This window comes from Streptomyces pluripotens, assembly GCF_000802245.2.
GTDB classification, from domain to species: Bacteria; Actinomycetota; Actinomycetes; order Streptomycetales; family Streptomycetaceae; genus Streptomyces; species Streptomyces pluripotens.
This window is the reverse complement of record NZ_CP021080.1, coordinates 2,870,485-2,889,779: the sequence shown is the minus strand read 5'-3', so window position 1 is coordinate 2,889,779 and position 19,295 is coordinate 2,870,485. Positions and strand designations below refer to the sequence as shown.

At 71.1% G+C, this 19,295-nt stretch carries 16 protein-coding genes; 2 read left to right on the top strand and 14 right to left on the bottom strand.

What is annotated here, in order from left to right:
* Nucleotides 1-9: 9 nt before the first annotated feature.
* The 14 genes from LK06_RS12835 to fahA all read right to left on the bottom strand — a co-directional run bounded on the left by LK06_RS12835 (nt 10) and on the right by fahA (nt 16,382).
* The gene (locus tag LK06_RS12835; protein ID WP_039651107.1) at nt 10-2,019 is read right to left on the bottom strand and encodes a GNAT family N-acetyltransferase; all 2,010 of its coding nucleotides are present in this window, start codon (nt 2,017-2,019) and stop codon (nt 10-12) included.
* A gap of 96 nt (nt 2,020-2,115) precedes the next feature.
* Nucleotides 2,116-2,619 (bottom strand): 3-hydroxyacyl-ACP dehydratase FabZ, encoded by a 504-nt coding sequence (gene fabZ / locus LK06_RS12830; protein WP_039651109.1) that lies wholly within the window; start codon nt 2,617-2,619, stop codon nt 2,116-2,118.
* A 1-nt stretch (nt 2,620) separates the two neighbouring features.
* Complete coding sequence (locus LK06_RS12825; protein WP_039651111.1) at nt 2,621-2,911, bottom strand: acyl carrier protein; 291 nt, start codon at nt 2,909-2,911, stop codon at nt 2,621-2,623.
* A gap of 46 nt (nt 2,912-2,957) precedes the next feature.
* Nucleotides 2,958-3,710: a 3-oxoacyl-ACP reductase FabG gene (gene fabG / locus LK06_RS12820; protein WP_039651112.1), complete on the bottom strand. Its 753-nt coding sequence runs from the start codon at nt 3,708-3,710 to the stop codon at nt 2,958-2,960.
* Nucleotides 3,707-4,735: a 2,3-diaminopropionate biosynthesis protein SbnB gene (gene sbnB / locus LK06_RS12815; protein WP_043431926.1), complete on the bottom strand. Its 1,029-nt coding sequence runs from the start codon at nt 4,733-4,735 to the stop codon at nt 3,707-3,709. The genes fabG and sbnB overlap by 4 nt, the downstream gene beginning before the upstream one ends.
* The gene (gene sbnA, locus LK06_RS12810; RefSeq protein ID WP_078858682.1) at nt 4,732-5,793 is read right to left on the bottom strand and encodes a 2,3-diaminopropionate biosynthesis protein SbnA; all 1,062 of its coding nucleotides are present in this window, start codon (nt 5,791-5,793) and stop codon (nt 4,732-4,734) included. The genes sbnB and sbnA overlap by 4 nt, the downstream gene beginning before the upstream one ends.
* The gene (locus LK06_RS12805) at nt 5,790-8,096 is read right to left on the bottom strand and encodes a lantibiotic dehydratase (RefSeq protein WP_043431928.1); all 2,307 of its coding nucleotides are present in this window, start codon (nt 8,094-8,096) and stop codon (nt 5,790-5,792) included. The genes sbnA and LK06_RS12805 overlap by 4 nt, the downstream gene beginning before the upstream one ends.
* Nucleotides 8,093-9,280 carry an aminotransferase-like domain-containing protein gene (locus tag LK06_RS12800; protein ID WP_039651117.1) on the bottom strand — a complete coding sequence of 396 codons (1,188 nt, stop codon included), beginning with the start codon at nt 9,278-9,280 and terminating at the stop codon, nt 8,093-8,095. Before LK06_RS12800 ends, LK06_RS12805 begins: the two co-directional genes overlap by 4 nt.
* Entirely contained in the window at nt 9,277-9,531 is a 255-nt protein-coding gene (locus LK06_RS12795; protein WP_039651119.1) for an acyl carrier protein, read from the bottom strand. The genes LK06_RS12800 and LK06_RS12795 overlap by 4 nt, the downstream gene beginning before the upstream one ends.
* Nucleotides 9,512-11,158 carry a class I adenylate-forming enzyme family protein gene (locus LK06_RS12790; RefSeq protein WP_078858683.1) on the bottom strand — a complete coding sequence of 549 codons (1,647 nt, stop codon included), beginning with the start codon at nt 11,156-11,158 and terminating at the stop codon, nt 9,512-9,514. Before LK06_RS12790 ends, LK06_RS12795 begins: the two co-directional genes overlap by 20 nt.
* A complete protein-coding gene (locus tag LK06_RS12785) occupies nt 11,145-12,095 on the bottom strand; it encodes an ACP S-malonyltransferase (protein ID WP_039651122.1) in 951 nt (316 codons plus the stop codon). The genes LK06_RS12790 and LK06_RS12785 overlap by 14 nt, the downstream gene beginning before the upstream one ends.
* An 83-nt stretch (nt 12,096-12,178) precedes the next feature.
* A complete protein-coding gene (locus LK06_RS12780) occupies nt 12,179-12,976 on the bottom strand; it encodes an ABC transporter permease (RefSeq protein ID WP_039651124.1) in 798 nt (265 codons plus the stop codon).
* Complete coding sequence (locus LK06_RS12775; protein WP_234367400.1) at nt 12,973-13,896, bottom strand: ABC transporter ATP-binding protein; 924 nt, start codon at nt 13,894-13,896, stop codon at nt 12,973-12,975. The genes LK06_RS12780 and LK06_RS12775 overlap by 4 nt, the downstream gene beginning before the upstream one ends.
* A gap of 1,268 nt (nt 13,897-15,164) precedes the next feature.
* On the bottom strand, nt 15,165-16,382 hold the full coding sequence (fahA, locus tag LK06_RS12770) for a fumarylacetoacetase (RefSeq protein ID WP_039651128.1): 1,218 nt from the start codon (nt 16,380-16,382) through the stop codon (nt 15,165-15,167).
* A gap of 280 nt (nt 16,383-16,662) precedes the next feature.
* On the opposite strand from fahA, the gene LK06_RS12765 reads away from it, so the two are divergent.
* The gene (locus tag LK06_RS12765; protein ID WP_052269841.1) at nt 16,663-17,976 is read left to right on the top strand and encodes a carboxylate--amine ligase; all 1,314 of its coding nucleotides are present in this window, start codon (nt 16,663-16,665) and stop codon (nt 17,974-17,976) included.
* Nucleotides 17,973-19,175 carry an FAD-dependent oxidoreductase gene (locus LK06_RS12760; RefSeq protein WP_039651201.1) on the top strand — a complete coding sequence of 401 codons (1,203 nt, stop codon included), beginning with the start codon at nt 17,973-17,975 and terminating at the stop codon, nt 19,173-19,175. Before LK06_RS12765 ends, LK06_RS12760 begins: the two co-directional genes overlap by 4 nt.
* The last annotated feature ends 120 nt before the right edge of the window (nt 19,176-19,295 follow it).

Below are 19,295 nucleotides of genomic sequence, written 5' to 3'. Positions count from 1 at the left end.
AGTCGAGAGTCAGCCGGTGTGGACGGCCAGGTGCCAGGAGGTCCCCCGCGCTGCCGGCGAGACACAGCCGATCAGCAGGCCGCTGGAGGTGGTGCGCAGGACGAGTTCCGCGTGCTCGGCGCCCGGCCCGGCGGGCCGGCAGTCCAGCCAGCTGCCGTCGGACAGTCGGACTGAGGCCGAAGCGGCCCACACCTGGCGGAAGTCGGAGGAGGCCAGCTCCCAGCGAGTGCCGGCGGAGTCGAGGACCACGGTGGTCTTCCGCGGGGTGTTCGGGGTGAGCCAGAGGACGATCTCCTCCTCGCCGTCCGGAGCCTGGATGTCGACGCGTACCGGCTCGGCCGGGTCCTCGGGGGCGATGACCTCCCAGCCGATGCGCTCGCGCGGGGCGAACAGGGCGAGCGGGTGCTTCTCCTCCCAGCCGCCTGCCGTCCGCACCCCCCAGCCGAGACCACTGGCGCGGCTGAACCGGCTGTGCTCCGTGGTCACCCACATCCCCGCCGACCAGCGCGGGTTGCAGCCGAAGGCGCGGGTGCGTGGATACGGGCTGCGCAGAACCTTGGTGGTGCCCTCCTTCCACGAGGTGACGCCGGCGGAGGCGGCACTGAGCTCCACCCGGCGGACCGCGCCGCCCTTCGGGGCCGTACGGGAGGTGGCCGCGGTCCGGACGGCTGCCGTGCCGCGGAACTCGGTGCGCAGGCGCGCCACGCCGTCCGCGCCGAGGGTGAGGCCCCGCTCCAGCAGTCCGCTGTGGATCAGCCGGGCCGGTTCGTGCACCGGCATGCCGATCTCGACCGAGGCGCCGTGCCAGGCCAGCCGGGCACCGACGGGCACGGGTTGGGCCGCGGCGACCACCTCGGAGGCGTCCCGGACACCGAGGCCGAGACCGATCGGATGGTGCTGTCCGTCGGGGTGGACGAAGGTGCCCTGACGCAGTCCGACGGACTGGAAGATCCGGCCCGGCTGGTCGGTGAAAGCGAAGACCTGGTGCAGGACGCCCCCTTCGAGGGTGACGGTGCCCACCACCTCCTTGTCCCCGCACCGCTCGGTGACCCGGACCCCGCCTTCGACGGGCACCACGTCCAGATCGCGCGGCTCGCCCTCCCGCCAGCCCGCCGGACGGTTCGCCCGGCAGCTGGGCCAGGTGGAGACGAGCAGCGGCCCGTGGTGGCCGTCGGCCAGCACCCGCAGGGTCCCGTCATCGCCGTCCAGCTCGCACACCAGCCCGTCCGACCCGAACCGGTGCGGTGTCAGCCGCCGCGTGGCGCGCACCTGGTAGGGCGGTTCGGTGAGCCGCAGGGAGCGGGCGGCGCCGTCGGGGCCGGTGACCGCCGCCTCGCGCACCACGCCCCGGTCGACGTCCACGCTCGCGGTGAGCCGGAACTCGCCGAGGGCCAGCTGGTAGTCGACGGTACGGACCCCGTCCACCGGACGGACGTCGGAGCGCAGCTCGCCGTCCCGGGACTCGGTGACGGTGCCGAAGCTGCTCAACTGGCCGAGCGCCGCCCTGACCTCGTCGCCGAGGTCGGCGAAGACGCTGCGCAGGATCAGCGGGATGTAGTTGTGCAGTTCGACGTTGCCGTCCTCGCCGGGCACGGTGTGCCCCACGGACACACAGCCGACCCGCCGGTAGAGCTTGAACGCCACCGAGTTGGCCGGGTTGACGGTGAGCCGCAGCACGAGGCAGCCGGACTGCACCATCCACTCCACGGCCTCGGTGAACAGCCGTCCGGTGATGACGCCGTTGCGGTAGGCGGGGGCCACGAAGAACATGTCGGCGATGAGCTCACCGGCGCGGGCCGAACGCCGGCCAGTGGTGTGGAACAGGCCGAAGGTGCCCACCACACGCCCGTCGTCGACGGCCACGAGGAACCTGTCCGTGTCCCGTTCGGCCAGCTCGCGGTCCAACTCCTCACCGCTGACTCCGCCGGCCACCGGGTTCGGGTTGTCACGGTGGCGGTTGTAGAGCTCAGCGATGCCGTACGCGTCGTCCTGCTGGTACGGGCGGATCGTGATGGACATTCCTCACCTCCTCCTTGTCGGGGTTCTTCGGATTGCTATGAATTGCTGGGATTGTTGGGGAATACCGGGGTTTTTCCGGCTGCGCACCCGCCGGCACTAGGCCTTGCGGCCAGTGGTGACGATCAGGGAGCCGGAGGCGGCGAGCTCGGAGCCGACCTTCGCCCGCACCGACACCTGCCGCAGCGCGCCCAGGCGCTGCCCGAGCTTGGCCTCCAGCGTCAACTGGTCACCGGGGACGACGAGCCGGGAGAACTTCATCGAGCTGATCGACCCGAGGTAGCCGACGCTCTCGGACGGATCACCGGCGGCGGCCTCGCTCTCGGGAGCCTCGATGATCTCGGCGACGTACACCACGGCGACCAGCTGGGCCATGGCCTCGACGATCATCACACCCGGCATGATCGAGTGGTCCGGGTAGTGGCCCGCGAAGAAGGGCTCGTTCACCGAGACGGCCTTGACCCCGAGGCCGGAGACGCCCGGGACGACGTCGTGGGCGCGGTCGATCATCAGCATCGGCCAGCGGTGCGGGAGCATCCGCTTGATGTCGTCGGAGGAGTAGGAGAACTTCTTCTTGGCGGGGGCCTCGGGACGAGCCGTCACCTCAGACCTCGCGGGATTCGACGAAGTCCACCAGGGCGTTGATGGAGCCGAAGGCCTCGAAGTCGTCGTCGCTGATCAGCACGTCGTACTCGTTGTTGACCATGACGACGATCTCCAGGGTGTCCAGCGAGTCCATCTCCAGACCGCGGCCGAACAGCGGCTGGTTGTCGGAGACGACGGCCGGCTCGACGTCCAGGCCCAGCCGGTCGATGATCATCGACTTGACCTTCATGTTCTTCTCCAGGCGCGCCTCGGCCTGGCTGCGGATGTCCTCGAAGGTGGGGACGGACATGAGCGGTTTCCTTTCTGTGGGTGAGTCGCACGGTGGGCTGATGCGACTAGTTCGGGATCATTCCGCCGTCGACGGTGAGCACCTTGCCGGTGATGTAGGAGGCGGCGGGGCTGGCCATGAAGGCCACCGCCTGGGCCACCTCGGAGGCGGCTCCCACCCGACCCATCGGGATGGCCTGGAGGGCTTCCTTCATCTGGGCCGGCGGCACTTTCTTGACCATGTCGGTGTCGATGAAGCCGGGCGCCACCACGTTGACTCGGATGCCGCGCGGGGCCACCTCGTACGACAGGGTCTTGGCCATGGAGATCACCCCGCCCTTGCTGGCTGCGTAGTTGGCCTGCCCGGCCCTGCCGGCGATGCCGCTGGTCGAGGCGATCAGGACGATCGCGCCGCCGCTCGCGTACATCTGTTTGGTGGCCTCGCGGGCGGTGAAGAACGTGCCGGTCAGGTTGGTGGCGATGACCTCCTGCCACTTGGCGCTGCTCATCGCGGCCAGGTGCCCGTCGGCGGTCACACCGGAGTTGAGGACGGCGACGTCCAGGCGGCCCCAGGCCGACTTCAACTCCTTGTACATGGCGGCAACTTGGGCCTCGTCCGAGACGTCGGCCCGAATGGGCAGGGCCTCCCGGCCCAGGGCTCGGATCTGTTCGGCGACCTCCTCCGCCTTCGCGGCCTTGGAGCGGTAGTTGAGCGCGACGTCACAGCCGTGCCCGGCCAGCGCGACCGCGACCGCCGCGCCGATGCCCCGCGAGGCGCCGGTGACCAGGGCCTTGGTGCCCTCGGGGAACAGGGGGCTCATGACGCCCTCCCTGCCATCACGGAGGTCACCCGGTGGCTGCCCGGGTCGAAGCCCTCGACCTCGGTGCCCAGACCCGCCTCGACAGCGGTACTGAGCACGACCTGCGCGACCGCGAGGTCCAGGATGCCCAGGCCGAAGGGCGAGAAGACGATCGTGCGGTCCGTCGCCGGCGGCTCGGAGCGGTCGAGCACGGAGGCGATCTCGGCGTGCACGAACGTCCGGTGCCCCACCTCCTGCTCGGCCCTGTGCAGCGAGGTCTGCTCGCGGATCACGTGCTCGACGTCGTCCACCACGTTGTACGCGCCCAACACCGAGGCCGTGTTCAGGTCGCGCAGCGACAGGTGCAGGACGACCTGGTGGTCGGGGCGGCCGGGGTGCGCGGCCAGGTCCAGCCAGTACGTCGAGTCGGTGGTCGCGATGCTCACCGTCTCGGCGCCCAGCGCGTCGCCGACCTCACCGGTGCGGAACTTCAGCGAGGGGTACTCGTCGGCGAGTTCGGCGGCGAAGACCTCTGCGCGGCCCGGGACCACATCCTGCAGGATCACGGTCTCTAGCTCCGGGTGGGTCAGAGCGAGGAACGCCAGTACGCGCTGGTTGATCGTGCCACAGCCGATGAACCCGGCCGTGTGCACCCGGCGTTCGCCGTGCAGCGCGCCTGCAGCCAGGGCGGCACTGGCCGCCGTACGCGAGGCGGAGATCTGGCTGCCTTCCAGCAGGGCCAGCGGATAGCCGGTGTCGAGGTCGTTGAGGATCTGGACGGAGGAGGCCCGCTGGAGGCCCTGCTCGACGTTCGCCGGGAAGGACGATATCCACTTCAGGCCCATCACGGGCTCCGGGCCGCCCAGATAGGCGGGGAGCGAGATGATGCGGGAGCCGGCCGGCCGCGGCGGGCGCAGGAAACTGGAGAACGGCACCTGCGAGTGGCCCTGGCCGTGCAGCACGTACGCGCTGCGCACGGCTTCGAGGACGGTGGGTTCGAGACCGGTCATGGCGGTGCGGACATCGTCGCGGCCGAGGATTCTCACGGCTCGTTCCTTTCTTGTTCGATGGCGTCGTCGGGGGTGTCGATGTCCGGGAAGTGGGTCTCCACCCAGGCGTCGCAGTAGATGGTGTCGAGGTAGCGGTCACCGCCGTCGGGAAGGACGGCGACGCAGGTCGCGCCCTGTTCGATCCCCGGGGCGGCGCCGAGCAGGGCGGACACGACGGCGCCGGAGGAACCGCCGGCGAGGATGGACTCCCGGGCCAGGAGTCGGCGACAGCCGCGGACGCAGTCGGCGTCGGTGACCTTGACGACCCGGTCCGCGAGGCCCGGCCGCAGTAGCGGGGGCACTACCGCCGCCCCGTGCCCGGGGATCGTGCGTTGGTGCGCCAGCTCCCAGGGCTCGGGCGGACCGAAGATCGCGCTGTTCACCGCGTCCACCGCGACCACCCGGGTGTCCAGGCCGTGGCCCTGGATGTACTCGGCACAGCCGCGCAGGGTGCCGACCGTGCCGGCCGCGAGGAAGAGGTAGTCGGGGGCCTCGGGCAGGGCCTCGCAGATCTCCCGCATGGTGTGGTGGTGGGCGCGGGCGTTGTGCTCGTTGGCGTACTGGTTGGGCCAGTAGGCGTCCGGGACGCTGTCCAGCAGCTCCTGCACCCGGGCGATCCGGGCCGGTAGGTACTCGCCGGTGGCCGGGTCCCGGTCGACCACCTCGACCCGCGCTCCGTAGGCCCGCATGATGGCAACGTTCTGTGCGGTGGTGCGGGGGTCGACCACGCAGATCAGGCGGAGCTGGTGGAAGTTGCACAGCTGGGCGAGGGCGATGCCGAGGTTGCCGGAGGAGGACTCCACCACTGTGGACACACCGGGGAGGAGCTTCCCGGTCTCGATGGCGTGCTCGATCATCGACCGGGCGGCGCGGTCCTTGACGGAGCCGCCGGGGTTGAAGCGCTCGCACTTGGCGTAGACCTGGAACCGGGCGGGTGGGAAGAGTCGGTCGAGGGCGACGAGCGGGGTTCCGCCGATCGTCGCGATGATGTCGGGGTCCCGGGAGCGGACGGCGCGGTTCCGCAGGGCCGCGCCGTCCGAGGCGAGGACGGTCATTCCGGCACCTTTCTGCTGATCTGGAGCCGCAGTTCGCTGACGTAGCGCTCGCCGTCGCCGTCCGGCAGCCAGGAGTCGTCCGGCGCCGGCAGCGGCTCGCTGAGGGCGACGACCGCGTCGGGGTCGAGCCGGCGCGCGGTGCGGACGAGGTTGGCGAAGGACAGCGCCAGCGTGGGGCTGGTGAAGTCGACCAGGGAGGGCTTCGTCTCCTCGGGGAACTTGACGAAGAGCAGGTCGGGCAGGGCGTGCTCGGCCACCCACCGGCGTACGGCCAGGTAGTCGCACTCCCGGTCCGCCTTGTCCGGCAGGGCCACCGAGGCGACCGGCAGCCGCCAGGTCTCCCGGAACAGCACCAGGTCGTCGAGGGTCACGCGCGGGGCGTGCGCCCGGTCGAGGCCGACCTTGAAGGCGTCCGCGGCGATGATCGACACCGGCACTGCGAGCAGCTCGGGGACGCTCCAGGAGCGCCCGTCGGGTGTGGTCGCGGTGACCGTGCCGTCCGTCTCGGAAAGCCGGACCGCCGCCGCCGGGTCCACGCGGGTGCGGTCGTCGTACGGTGCCCGGGTGAAGCCGAGCAGCCGGTCGCCGGCGCCGATCGGCGCGGGGACCATACGGCCGCTGTTGCGCTTCCATTCGACCGGCAACAGCGGCACCAGCCGCCGGGCACCGATCGCCGCGTTGACCTTGTCCCTCAAGGACCCCTGATCAGTGGTCCAGTCGAGGAACGGCAGGTCCAACGTGGCCAGGCAGGCGTGCAGCTCACCGAGGACGGCGGTGTACCGACCGGCGTTGATCGCCGCCACGGATGGCGCCACCACCTGGAGGTCGGGGCTGTGCACGGCGAGATGGGGCGAGCGGACCGGGCCGGTGGCGAAGGTCGCGCGGGCCCGGTCCTCGATGTCCTGGACCCGGATGCGGACCCGGCGCTCGGTGCCGACGTCCAGCACTTCGCGCCACTTCTCCCCGAGTTCGCGGGTCGCGGTGTGCACCGGGGTGGCGTTCGCACCCCAGAACAGGGCGAGCACCTGCGTCCATACGTCGGCGAGCGTGACGTCCCTCCGGCGGGCGGCGGCCTTGCGGACGAACCCGGCTACCTCGGCCTCCACCAGTTCGGCGAGCCGGTTGCCGAACCAGTCGGCCGCGTCCGCGACCAGGGCCAGTGGCCGGCCGATGCCGTCGAGGAAGTCGCGGCCCAGGTCCATCCGGCAGTCCCGGAGGGAGTCCTGGTAGCAGAGGGTGCGCCCGGCGTAGGCCTTGCCTTCCTCGCGGGAGGCCGCCTGACCGGTCGTACGGACGAAGAATTCGTCGAGCCGGTCCAGCGCGCCGACCAACTCCTCGGCGCTGCCCGCGCGGTCGATGTCCGCGCGCAGCCGGTCCACTTCGGTGAGGACGGTGTCGAAGCGGACGAACAGCTCCGGGTCGCCGATCGCGGTCACGCGCCGGCGCAGGACCTCCTCGGCACGTACGTCCACGGGGATGTTGGGGTCCCAGGTCAGAACCCGCTGTCGGAGCAGCCGGTTCAGGGCCTTCTCCACCCGCTCCCGTGCCGTGGCCGGGTCCCAGCCGGTGGCCTGAGTGATGGCCTCGGCACTGCGGTCGCCGTCGGCCAGCCGCAGCACTTCGGCGTCGTCCTCGCGCAGCCGCACGGTACGGCCGCCCTGCATGACGAGTCGGTCACCGTCGAGGTGCACATCGGGGCGGAGCATCGGTGGGAACCACCAGCGGGCGCCCGGCTGCTCGGCCATCCAGTCGGCGAGGGCGGCGACGGTCCAGCGTTCCAGGGAGGTCCGGTCGGCGGCGGTGAGCGCCGGGCCGGCCTCGAAGTCGACGGCCCGCTGCCCCTGGCCGACGGAGATCCAGGCCGCCGGGCCGAAGAAGCCGATGGTCTCGGCCTTGGCACAGTAGCGCAGCCAGTACATGGCGAGGGTGCGCTCGCGCCGACGGCGTTTGGACTCCGGCCCCTTCCCCGCCGCGACCGAGTCGAGGAGGCGGTAGACGGTGCGGTTCTGCCAGGCGATCGCCCGGCGGAACCGGTCGTCGGCGGCCAGCTCGGCCAGCCGCTCGGACTCGGCGGCGGTGTCGGCCCGGTAGGCGGCGCTGAAGGCGTCCTGCCCGTCGGTTCCCACCCGTGCCGCGGCCCGTGCCGCCCGCGGTCCGCCGATCAGGCCGAGTCCGGAGACCGGGAATCCGGCCCCGCGCAGCAGCCCGACGCCCCACACCGTCCAGGGGGAGTCGCCCAGGCGGTACGACGGTCCGAAGGCCGTCCAGTCGAGGGCCCGGGTGGTGTCGAGGGTGCCGGTCATGTTGCCGCCCCCTGCTGGAACGCGGACGCCAGCCGGGAGATCCCCTCGGCAATCCGCTTCTTGGGCACATGGCTGAAGCACAGCCGCAGCGCGTCCGCGTGCTCCCCGCCGAGTCCGAAGTGGCTGCCGGGCACGAAGGAGACCCCCTGCTCGGCCGCCGCCGCGACGAAGGTGCCGGTGTCCACTCCCTCACGGTGGCGCAGCCAGATGTAGAAGCCGCCCTCCGGCCGTTCCCAGGTCCACGGGCCCTGGGTACCGAGTTCGGCTTCCAGCGCGTCGGCCATCAGCGCCGACCGCTCCCGGTAGCTGGCGCGGTAGCCGTCGATCAGCTCCGTCCAGCCGTTGCGGGCGTGGAAGGCGGCCAGCGAGGCCTGGGCCAGCGCGGACGGCGACAGCGCCATCACCTCGGTGGTACGGCGCAGGGCGTGCGCCACCTCCTGCGGCGCCGCGATCCAGCCGCAGCGCAGGCCCGGGGCGAACACCTTGGAGAAGGTCCCGAGGTAGACCACGTGCTCCGGGGCGAGGCCCTGGAGGGTGTCGGCGGTCTGCCCGTCGAAGCCGAGCAGACCGTACGGGTTGTCCTCGACGACCAGGAGGTCCAGCTCCCGTGCCACGGTGAGGAGTTCCTCGCGGCGTGCGAGGGAGAGGGTCGTGCCGGTTGGGTTCTGGAAGGTCGGGTTGCAGTAGAGGAGACGGGCGGTGCGGCCCTCGGCGCGCAGCCGGAGCACCGTCTCGCGCAGGCCGGCCGGGGCGAGGCCGTCGGCGTCCTCCGGTATGGAGCACAGGTCGAGGCCGGCGGTACGGAAGGCCGCTGCAGCCCCCGGGTAGGCAGGGGTCTGGACCAGGACGGTCTGGCCGGGGGCCGCCAGACCGAGGGCCACCGCCATGAGGCCCATCTGGGAGCCGTTGGTCGGAACCAGGTTCTCGGCCGTGGTGGCTGCGCCCTCCCGGGCCATCAGGTCGGTGATCGCCGGGACCAGGGCCTTGGCGACATGCGGGGTGCTGTACTGGAAGGCAAGCTTTCCGCCGAGCCGTACCAGTCGGGAGAGCTGGGCGGAGATCGTCTCCAGCGGAAGGACGTCCAGGTCGGGCAGTCCTCCGGCGAAGGAGATCAGGTCACCGCCTCGCTCGAACAGTTGCGGCATCTCCACCGCGGGTCGGGTGTCGGTCCACATGGCGGTCATCTCGCGGAGTCCGCCGGCAGGTCACCGGACAGCTTTTCCTGCACGGAGTGCCACAGGAGCGCCGAGGTGGTGAGTTTGGGGTCGGCCAGCACCTCGGGGTCGATCTCGACGCCGTACCGTTCCTCCACGGCCATCACCAGGGCGACGGTGTGGAGCGAGTCCACACCGAGATCCACGAGTGGGGTCTCGGCGTCGGTGACCTTGACCGAGCAGATCTGCTCGACGAGCTGGTCAAACTGCGACTGAGTCATGGGCGCTGGTCCTCGTCTGTGTCGTCGGTGCCGTCGGTGTGTTTTGTTCTTCCGGCTGCTCCGGCTGCTCCGGCTGCTCCGGCTGCTCCGGCTGCTCCGGCTGCTCCGGCTGCTCCGGCTGCTCCGGCTGCTCCGGCTGCTCCGGCTGCGCGTCGGCGGCGCTCGGTGCGTCGGGCGCGCGGACCAGCAGCCAGGCCGCCTTGCGGTCCGGCTTGCCGTTCCCGGTCAGCGGTACGGCCTCGATCCGGGTGATCACATCGGGCATCCGGTTCCGGTCCAGGTGCGAGGCCAGCTGAGTGCGCACCTCCTCCGGCGCGAGCGGGGACTGCACGGCCAACTGCAGGTGGCCACCCTCGGAGTCCGGTGCGAAGGCCACCGCCGCGGTCACACCCGGGATCTGCTCGGCGGCGTCCTCGATCTCGGTCAGGCTGAGCCGGATCCCGTTCCGCTTGACCATGTCGTCATCGCGGCCGACGAAGTAGAGCCGCCCGTCCTCGTCGAGGAAGCCCTGGTCGCCGGTGTGCAGTTCCAGTGAGCCGTCGGCTCTGCGGACGTAGCGTTGCTGTGCCTCCATCGGGGTCCGCCAGTAGCCGGCCATCACGGTGCTGCCCCAGACGACGATCTCTCCGGTCCGGCGCGGGCCGAGCTCGACTCCCTCGCCATCGACGATGCGGACCTGGTCGCCGGGGATGGGCCGGCCGACGGAGTCGGGGTGGGCGGCGTACTCGGCGGGGTCGAGGATCGAGACGCGCTTGCACTCGGTCATGCCGTACATCGAGGCGAAGGCCGATCCCGGGAAAACCTCCAGGAGTTGGGCCATGACCGACCGTCCCGGCCGTGCGCCGGTGTTGGTGAACAGGCGCACCGCCACCGGTCGGCGCTGCTTGCTCTGCAGCAGGGTGAGCATCTGGGCCAGGGCGGGCATCAGCGGGACGATCGTCACGCCGTGGCGTTCGATGACGCGCAACAGGCTGACGTCGCCGCCGCGTTCGGCGAGCACCAGGGTGCCGCCGGTCATGTGGCACATCAGGGCCTGGTAGAGCCCGTAGTCGAAGGAGAGCGGCAGACGGCACAGGACCACGTCGTCGGGGCCGTATCCGAGACGGGAGTTGATCGACTCCGCCGCCGCGACCATCGGACGGTGCGGGCAGACCACGCCCTTCGGGCGGCCGGTGGTGCCCGAGGTGTAGATCAGCATGGCCACGTTGTCGGCGGACACGTCGGCGGTGAAGCCGTCGGCGGAGGTGCTTTGGATCTCCTCCCAGGCCTGCTGCACCGTCACGGTGTCTCCGGCCCGTTCTCCCGCGCCGGGCGAGGCGATCGCCAGGGCGGCCGAGCAGTCGTCGACGACATGGCACACCTGCACGTCCGTCAGTCCCGGGTGTACCGGGACGAAAACGGCACCGATGCGGAGGGTGGCGTAGAACAGGGCGAGGAAGGCACGGTGGTTGCCGCCGGTGTAGACGACACGTTCTCCGGGGGTGATGCCCCGGGTGCGCAGCCAGCCGGCCGCCCGGTCGACGGCGGTGCCGAGTTCGGCGTAGCTGAGGGTGCCTTCGGAGTCGATCAGGGCGGGGTGGGCGGCGCGCGGGGCGCGGCTGCGCTCGAAGAGGTCAGACACCTGCACGGATGGGTCCCCCCTCGGCGGACTCGGTCGCCTCGATGCGGGCGAGCGCCTTGCTGATGTCCCGGGCCGAGCCGACCGGGACGACGGAGAGTTCCGGGTACTGGCGTCGGACGATGTTGGCCAGTGTCTTGGCGGGCGGCAGGGACACCGTCACCCCGGGGGCGAATCGGGCCAGGCCGCGCAGGCACAGGTCCCAGCGGACCGGGCGCACCACCTGGTCGACGAGTCGCTGCCGGACCGCCTCGGGTGTGGCGAGCGCCTCGCCGTCGGCGTTGGAGAGCAGGACCGTGCGCGGTGGGGCGAAGTCGATCCCGGCGGCGGCTGCAGCGACGGCCTGCCGTGCGGATTCCATGTATGCGGTGTGGAAAGCGCCCGCGACCGTCAGCGGCTTCACCGTCGCCGAGGGAGGCGGGGCAGCGGCGAGCCGCTGGAGGTCCTCGGTGAGGCCGGCGGCAACGATCTGGCCGGGCCCGTTGAACGTGGCAGCGGTAAGGCCGTGTTCGGCGATCCGGGCGAGCACCGCCGGCTCGTCACCGCCGACCACGGCCGCCATCGAGGTGGGAGCCTCGGCGCAGGCGGCGGCCATCGCCCGGCCGCGCACCGCGGCGAGTCGCACCGCGTCGGTGGGCGTGAGGACTCCGGCGAATGCGGCGGCGGTGAGTTCGCCGACCGAGTGGCCGACCGCCACTGCGGCGCCCTCCGCCACCGCCGTGGCCAGCGCCTGGTGCGCCAGCAGGCCCTGGGCGACCAGGAGGGGCTGGGTGTTCTCGGTTCGGGCGATCTCCGCGGCCGAGGCCTTGGTGCCCAAGTGGGCGAGGTCGCAGTCCGCCGCCTCGGACCAGGCCTGGACGCGCTCGGCGTGGACCGGGTCGCGCAGCCAGCCGGCCAGCATGCCGGGAGTCTGGGACCCTTGACCCGGTGCCATGATTGCGAACATGTGTTCTATCCCCCTTTCGTGTTGAACCCCTCGCACGGCGCGGGGCCGGCGGGCGCGGTGGTCGTGTGACGAGGTGGTGCGCGCTACTGGCGACCGGTGCTCTTCGTGAAGCGGCGGATCGCCGCGAAGGAGAAGCCCGCGAACCAGGCGACGATGTTGACGACGGCGCCGAGCAGGCTGGAGTGCTCACCACTGAAGCTGTAGCCGTCGGTGAGGGCGTAGCGGGCGAGTGTCGAGACGCCGTACATGGGGGTGTACCGCGAGATCTCCAACATGGTGCCGCTGAGCGGGATGAACAGGTTGCCGAGGAAGGCCAGCGCGGTCATGGTCAGGCCCGGCATGTGCAACACGACGTCGGGCTTGAGGGCCAGGCCCAGCAGGATGCCGAGTGCGGCGAAGACGGCGGCCCCGAGCCAGGCGACCAGGAGCGAGGTCACCCAGACCTTGGTGTCTGCCTGCGCACCGGTGAGCCAGCCGAGCACGCCGACGATGGCCACCGGCACGGCGGCCATCACCACCGAGCAGACCACCTTGACCAGGAGGTATCCGGGCGGGGCGAGCGGACTCAGCGCGATCGTGCGCATCCAGCCCACCGACTTCTCCACCGAGATGGTGGCGGACGCACTGGTCGCGGCCATCGCCGCGCCGTACACCGCCAGGCCGATCATCATCCAGGCGGCGAAGTTGCCGTGCGGCAGCGTGCCGTGGGACGGGGCGGTGCGGAACAGCGCGAGGTAGAGGACAGCCGGAAGCAGGAGGGTGAAGATCGTGGTCTGGCGGTTGAAGCGCCGACGCAGCTCGTAGCGGAGGAAGGTGGGGTTCACCCCGCTGAAGGAGGACGAGGAGTGAGGGCGGTCGGTCGGTGCGGTCAGGGTGCTCATCGCGGGCCTTCCTGGGCGCTACGGCCTTGGTTCGTGATGGCCATGAAGGCCTCTTCGAGGCTTCGGGGGGCGACTTCGATCTCGGTGGCGGAGGTCCGGGTGACCAGGAGCCGCAGCAGGGCGTCGGAATCGGTGCAGTCGAAGTAGTAGCGCTCGCCGCGGGCGACACAGGCGCGGACCCCCGGGGAGGCGGCCACCGCGGTGGCGTCCTGCGGGGCGATCAGGGCGGAGACCGTACGACCGCTGATCCGGGCGCGGATCGAGGAGGCGGAGCCGTCGGCGACCACGCGCCCCTCGTCGATCATGAGTACCCGGTCGGCGAACTGGTCGGCCTCCTCCATGTAGTGCGTCGCGAACATGACCGTCATACCGTGCTGGGTGTCCTCGCGGACGGTGGCCCAGAAGTCGCGCCGAGCCGCCACGTCCATGCCGGCGGTCGGCTCGTCGAGCACCAGGAACTCCGGGTTCGACAGCAGCGCCACGGCGAACCGCAGCCGTTGCTGTTCGCCGCCGGAGCACTCGGAGACCCGGCGGTCCCGCAGCCGGGTGATCCCGGCCCTGCCCATCACGGTTTCGGGGTCGGCGCCAGGGTGCAGCGAGCCCAGCATGCGGACAGTGGCTTCGACGGTCAGGTCCGGCAGCAGCCCACCCGACTGCAACACGGCGGCCACCTGCCCGGCGCGCACCGCCTGCCGGGGCGCCTGCCCGAACAGTGTCACGTCTCCCGAGTCCGGCCGGGTCAGGCCCAGCAGCATGTCGATGGTCGTCGTCTTGCCCGCACCGTTCGGCCCGAGGAATGCCAGGACCTCACCGCGCCGGATCCGCAGGTCCAGCCCGTTGACGGCGGTGAACTCCTCGCCCTTGGCGTTGGTGAACCGCTTGACGACCGCGTTGAGTACGGCCACATCGGAGGGCGTCACCCCCCTCGGTGTCGGTCGGGGCTGGGTTTCGGTCATCATCAAGTCCTCACGATTCGGTGGGCGGGCTGGCTCGGCCGCTTTGGCGGGAACCACTGTGTCGCCCCCTGCTATCCCCCCGAACCGCCGCCGCTATCGACTCTCTATCGGCTTCGCGAAGACCGCAGGTGGCGAAGTGGCGGCGGTGGCCATCCCGGCTCCACCGGGGCGCCGTGTGCGGTGGCTGGTCGCTGTCGATTTGGCCGGAAGTGACCGCTTGGCGCGCAATCGGGTCAGCGCACTGGCCTGTGGCTTCGGGGCCGTCATGTCGTCCGGCTTCTCATCCTCTTGGGCGCCCCGCGCACCCCGGTGCTTGGGAAGAGGTGGGGCACGAAGTGCAGAAGGCGGCGGCCGGTTGGGGGCGCGACCCACCGCATCAACAACCGTGAGCGCCTGAGGCCCCGACGTCCCGGGGTGACCGCTCGGCGACCACTGCGCGCACCGGGTGCCGCGCGCCCGCTTCCGGCCTCACGCCCCGATCGGGGCTGTTGCGGGTGGACTTTCGCCGTTACTCGGGCAGGACCGTGGGGCACCGCGCCCAGTGCCTCCGGGCCGGCCGCGCCCGGTTTCCGTGCCTGTGTGACGAACTCGCCTGCTGGCGAGCCGAGTTCGCATCGGATCTGGGTGGTGCGCGCGTGTCGGCGGGGGAGCCGCGCGGGTGCCCGCGCGGCGTCGGGTCCGGATCAGGGACGCCGTCTCCAAGTCCGCAGTGGGTACGAGCCGCGGTGCCCGTCGTCAGCCCAGTTCGGCGGCCAGGTGCCGCACCGTCGGCAGCCGTTCGCCCTCGGCCAGCCGCCGGGGTTGACGGGTGCGGCGAGCTGGGAGCGGATCCGTTTGTACGGCGGGACCGGACTGGTGGTGTCAACCCGCGCGGCAGCGCCGCTCACCGGCCGTCCTTTGGAACGGGCTGGTCCGCCTGCCTGCTGAAACCGCACCTGCTGAGACTGTGCCCAGCGTGGTCCCCTTCGCCGGCCTCCCGCCGGTCCAACGGGTGTGGCGGTCGACGGGCCTGCGGGACGCCGGGCCTTCCGCCCCGCCGGATCCGATGCGAGAGCGTGCTGTTCCGATGCGAGAGCGTGCTGTCGACCATGACGAACCCCGGTGAAGGCACAGGCTCGTACTCACCCCTTGTATCAAGGGGTGAGTACGAGATGCCGCCCGTGCGGGTTTCGTGTCAATCGCTTGTCACGCATGACCGGCGTGAGTCGGGGCGCTCACGGACGGGACGGGATTCACCCCGATACGATTCGCCCGCTGACCTCCCCCAGGCCCACTCGGCGCCCGTCCGCCCCGGGGGCCCACGCCGACAGGGTCACCACGTCCCCGTCCTCCAGGAACGCCCGCTTTCCGTCTGGGAGTTCGAGTGGGTCGCGGCCGTTCCAGGTCAGCTCCAGCAGTGAGCCCCGCTGGCTCTCCTCCGGCCCGCTCACCGTGCCCGAGCCGTACAGGTCACCGGTGCGCAGCGAGGCCCCGTTGACCGTCATGTGGGCGAGCTGCTGGGCAGCGGTCCAGTACATGGTGGAGAACGGCGGCTCCGACACCACATGGCCGTTGATCGCGACGGAGATGTGCAGGTCGTAGCCGCCGGGCTCGGTCTGCGGTGTCGAGTCGTCCAGGTAGGGCAGCAGCGGGTGGGTGCGCTGGGGAGGCGCCACGCGTGCGTGCTCCAGCGCGTCCAGCGGGGTGATCCAGGCCGACACCGAGGTGGCGAAGGACTTGCCGAGGAAGGGGCCGAGAGGGACGTACTCCCAGGCCTGGATGTCCCGCGCGGACCAGTCGTTCAGTAGGCACAGGCCGAAGACGTGTTCCCGGAAGTCGCCGAGCCCGACCTGCTTGCCGAGCTCGGAGGGTGCGCCCACGACGAAGCCGACCTCGGCCTCGATGTCCAACCGGATCGACGGGCCGAAGACGGGCGCGGGGTCGCCCGGACCCTTGCGCTGTCCGGACGGCCGCACGACGTCCGTGCCCGAGGCGATCACCGTGCCGGCGCGGCCGTGGTAGCCGATCGGCAGGTGCTTCCAGTTCGGGGTGAGGGAGTCCTCGGCGTCCGGGCGGAAGATCTGGCCGACGTTGCGGGCGTGGTTCTCCGAGGCGTAGAAGTCGACGTAATCCGCCACCTCGAAGGGCAGGTGCAGGGTCACCTCGGACAGCAAGTAGAACAGCGGTTCGACCGTTTCGCGGTGGGCGGGGTCCGTGACCCAGGCCGTCACGGCGTGCCGCACCTGTGACCATGTCGGGCGGCCGGCAGCCAGCAGGGCGTTCAAGGTGGGGCGCGCGAGCAGCGGATGGTGTGGCGAGCGCAGCGCGGCGGCTGCGGCGCCCGCGTCGAGGACGTATTCCCCGAGCCGGACACCGACCCTGCGCTCCGTGCTGCCCGAGGGCGAGAACACGCCGTAGGGAAGGTTGTGCGGGCCGAAGGGGTCACCCTCGGGGACGTCGAAGGGGGGCATGGGGTACTGCCTCACTCTCATCCGGGCCTGGCATGGCGATACGTTCCATGTGGTTGCGCCACACGTTACGGCCGGGATGCGTGTCTTGGGCAGTGCTCCGGGGTGTGCCCCCGAGGGCGACCGAAAAGGTTGCCGAGGAGTGATCGAAAGATTGCTCGGATAATGACTAAAGAGCTCTTAATGTCCTAATAAGCCTTGTCAGGTGGGGTAGTTCCGACTTAGCGTCCTTTGGGGACGCGGACGGCGTGGGCCCGTTCCCATGAGGGGACACGTGGGGGCCATGGTCAAGAACACCGTCAGCGTGCCGTTCGAGGCCGACCGCGACGTGCCGGGGCTGATCGTCAAATTCGGCGATTACCCGCTGCACCATGGTGGTGTCGGCGCCATCCGCAGCCTCGGCCGACTGGGTGTGCCCATGTACGCCATCACGGAGGACCCGTACACTCCGGCGGCCTCCTCGCGCTATCTCAGTAGGGCGTACGTCTGGCCGACGACCGGCGCGGAGGAGCCGGGCCGCCTGGTCGAGGGCCTGCTGCGCATCGGTCGTCGGATCGGCCGCCCCACCGTCCTGATCCCCACGGACGAAGAGGCCGCCGTGCTGATCGCCGAACACCAGGACGCACTGGCCGGCCCCTTCCTCTTCCTGCGGGTCGAGCCGGCGCTGCCCCGCCGGCTGGCCAGCAAGCAGGGGCTGCACGAACTGTGTGCGGAGCACGGCGTCGCGAGCCCGGCTGCCGCGTTCCCGCGGTCGTACGACGACGTCGCCGCCTTCGCGGAAACGGCCCGTTTCCCGGTGGTGGCCAAGAACCGCGAGGCGTTCCTGCGGCGTGCACGGCCGGCCGTGCACGGCACCACGAGGATCCGCACCCGCGACGGCCTGCTCGCGCTCGCCCGCGACTGGGGTGAGGTACCCGGCGTGATCCTCCAGGAATACCTGCCGCGGGAGGAGGCCGAGGACTGGATCGTGCACGCCTGTTTCGGCGCGGACTGCGAACCGCTGGCGATGTTCACCGGAGTCAAGGTCCGCTCCTGGCCGCCGCACGTTGGCATGACGGCGAACGCGTACGTCGTCGACAACCCGGAACTCGCCGACCTCGCCGCTCGTTTCGTCAAGCAGATCGGCTTCAGCGGCATCGTCGACCTCGATCTGCGTTTCGACCGGCGCGACGGACAGTACAAGCTCCTCGACTTCAACCCGCGCATGGGGGCCCAGTTCAGGCTCTTCGAGAACGAGCCGGGCGTGGACGTCGTCCGTGCCCTGCACCTGCACCTGACCGGCCGCCCGGTTCCGGAGGGAAAACAGCGCACCGGTCACCGCTACATCGTGGAGAACATCGACCTGCCCGCCCTCCTCGCCTACCGCCGTAGCGGCTACACGACACCGCACGCGCCGGCGAAGGCGAGCGGTACGGAGCTGGCCTGGCTCGCGGGTGACGACCCGCTGCCGTTCCTCACGATGCTCGCCCGCTTCGTGCGCCCGGGCGCGAAGCACCTCTACCAACTGTGGCGGACCAACCGCCGGGGCAGTCGCACCTCCATGAAGGAGGCAAGGCCACACAGGTGGCGCACCGCGTCCTGGGGAGGGACTTCGTGATTCGACCGGTAGCAGTCATCGGGGCCGGGCCGTTCGGCCTGTCCACCGCCGCCCATCTGCGGGCGCGCGGCATCCCCGTCCGCGTCTTCGGCGACCCCATGGTGAGCTGGCGGGACCACATGCCCGAGGGGATGCTCCTCAAGTCGACGCCCGCTGCCTCCAGCCTCGACTGCCCGCAGTCCGGTTACACCCTTGCCGATTACTGCGACGCGGCCGGAACCCGCCGTCTGGTGACCGACGAGGACATCATCCCGGTGGAGACCTTCACCGCCTACGGCGAGTGGTTCCAGCAGAAGCTCGTCCCCGGCCTGGAACGGGTCCGTGTCGTCTCGGTGGACCGCGCCGACAACGCGGGCTTCGCGCTCACACTGGAATCGGGGGAGTCGTTCACGGCCCGGGCGGTCGTCGCCGCCACCGGCCTGTCGGGCCTCGCGCATCTCCCCGCCGAGCTGGCCGTGGCGGCGCCCGGCGGACCCGCCCCGACGGGCCCGGTCTCGCACAGCTCCCAGCACCACGACCTCAGCCGCTTCGTGGGCAAGGAGCTGATCGTCGTCGGCGCGGGACAGTCCGCGCTGGAGACGGCGGCGCTCGCCGCCGAGGCGGGCGCCACGGTGCGTGTCGTCTCGCGCGGACGCGGCCGGGTCGCCTTTGGCTCCCCGCCCTGGAAACAGCCCAGGTTCAGGCCCGCGTCCCCGTTCGGACGCGCCTGGTCGCTGTGGGCGTTCAGCTACTACCCGCACCCCTACCGCTACCTGCCCGATGCCACCCGCCACTACCTGGTCCGCCGGGTCCTGGGCCCGCTCGGGGCCTGGTGGCTGCGTGAACGCTTCACGGACCGGGTGCAGGTCCACGAGGTCGAGCGGGTGCTGGGGGCCGAGTCCCGGGACGGCACCCCCGTCCTCACGGTCCGCACGCACGCAGGCCGGACCGAGCGACTCACCGCGGACCACGTCATCGCCGCCACCGGCTACCGCGTTGACATCGCGGCGATGGACTTCCTCGGGTACGAACTGCGCACCCGGCTCGCGGTGAGCCGCGGTACGCCGAAACTGGGACCCGGGTACGTCTCCTCCGTACCGGGCTTGTACTTCACCGGCCTCTCGGCGGCGTCCTCCTACGGCCCGGTGATGCGCTTTGTCTGCGGCACCGAGTTCGCCTCCCCGCGGCTGGCGGAGCACCTGGCCGCAGCCCATGGCTGAAGGCGGCGAAGCCGCCTGGGCCGGGCACGGCTCCCGTTTCGGCGTCTCACCACCCCGCTCACCGACGCGTTCAACCGCAACCTCACCGCCATCGAGGGGCTCGCGGGCCTCACTTGAGGC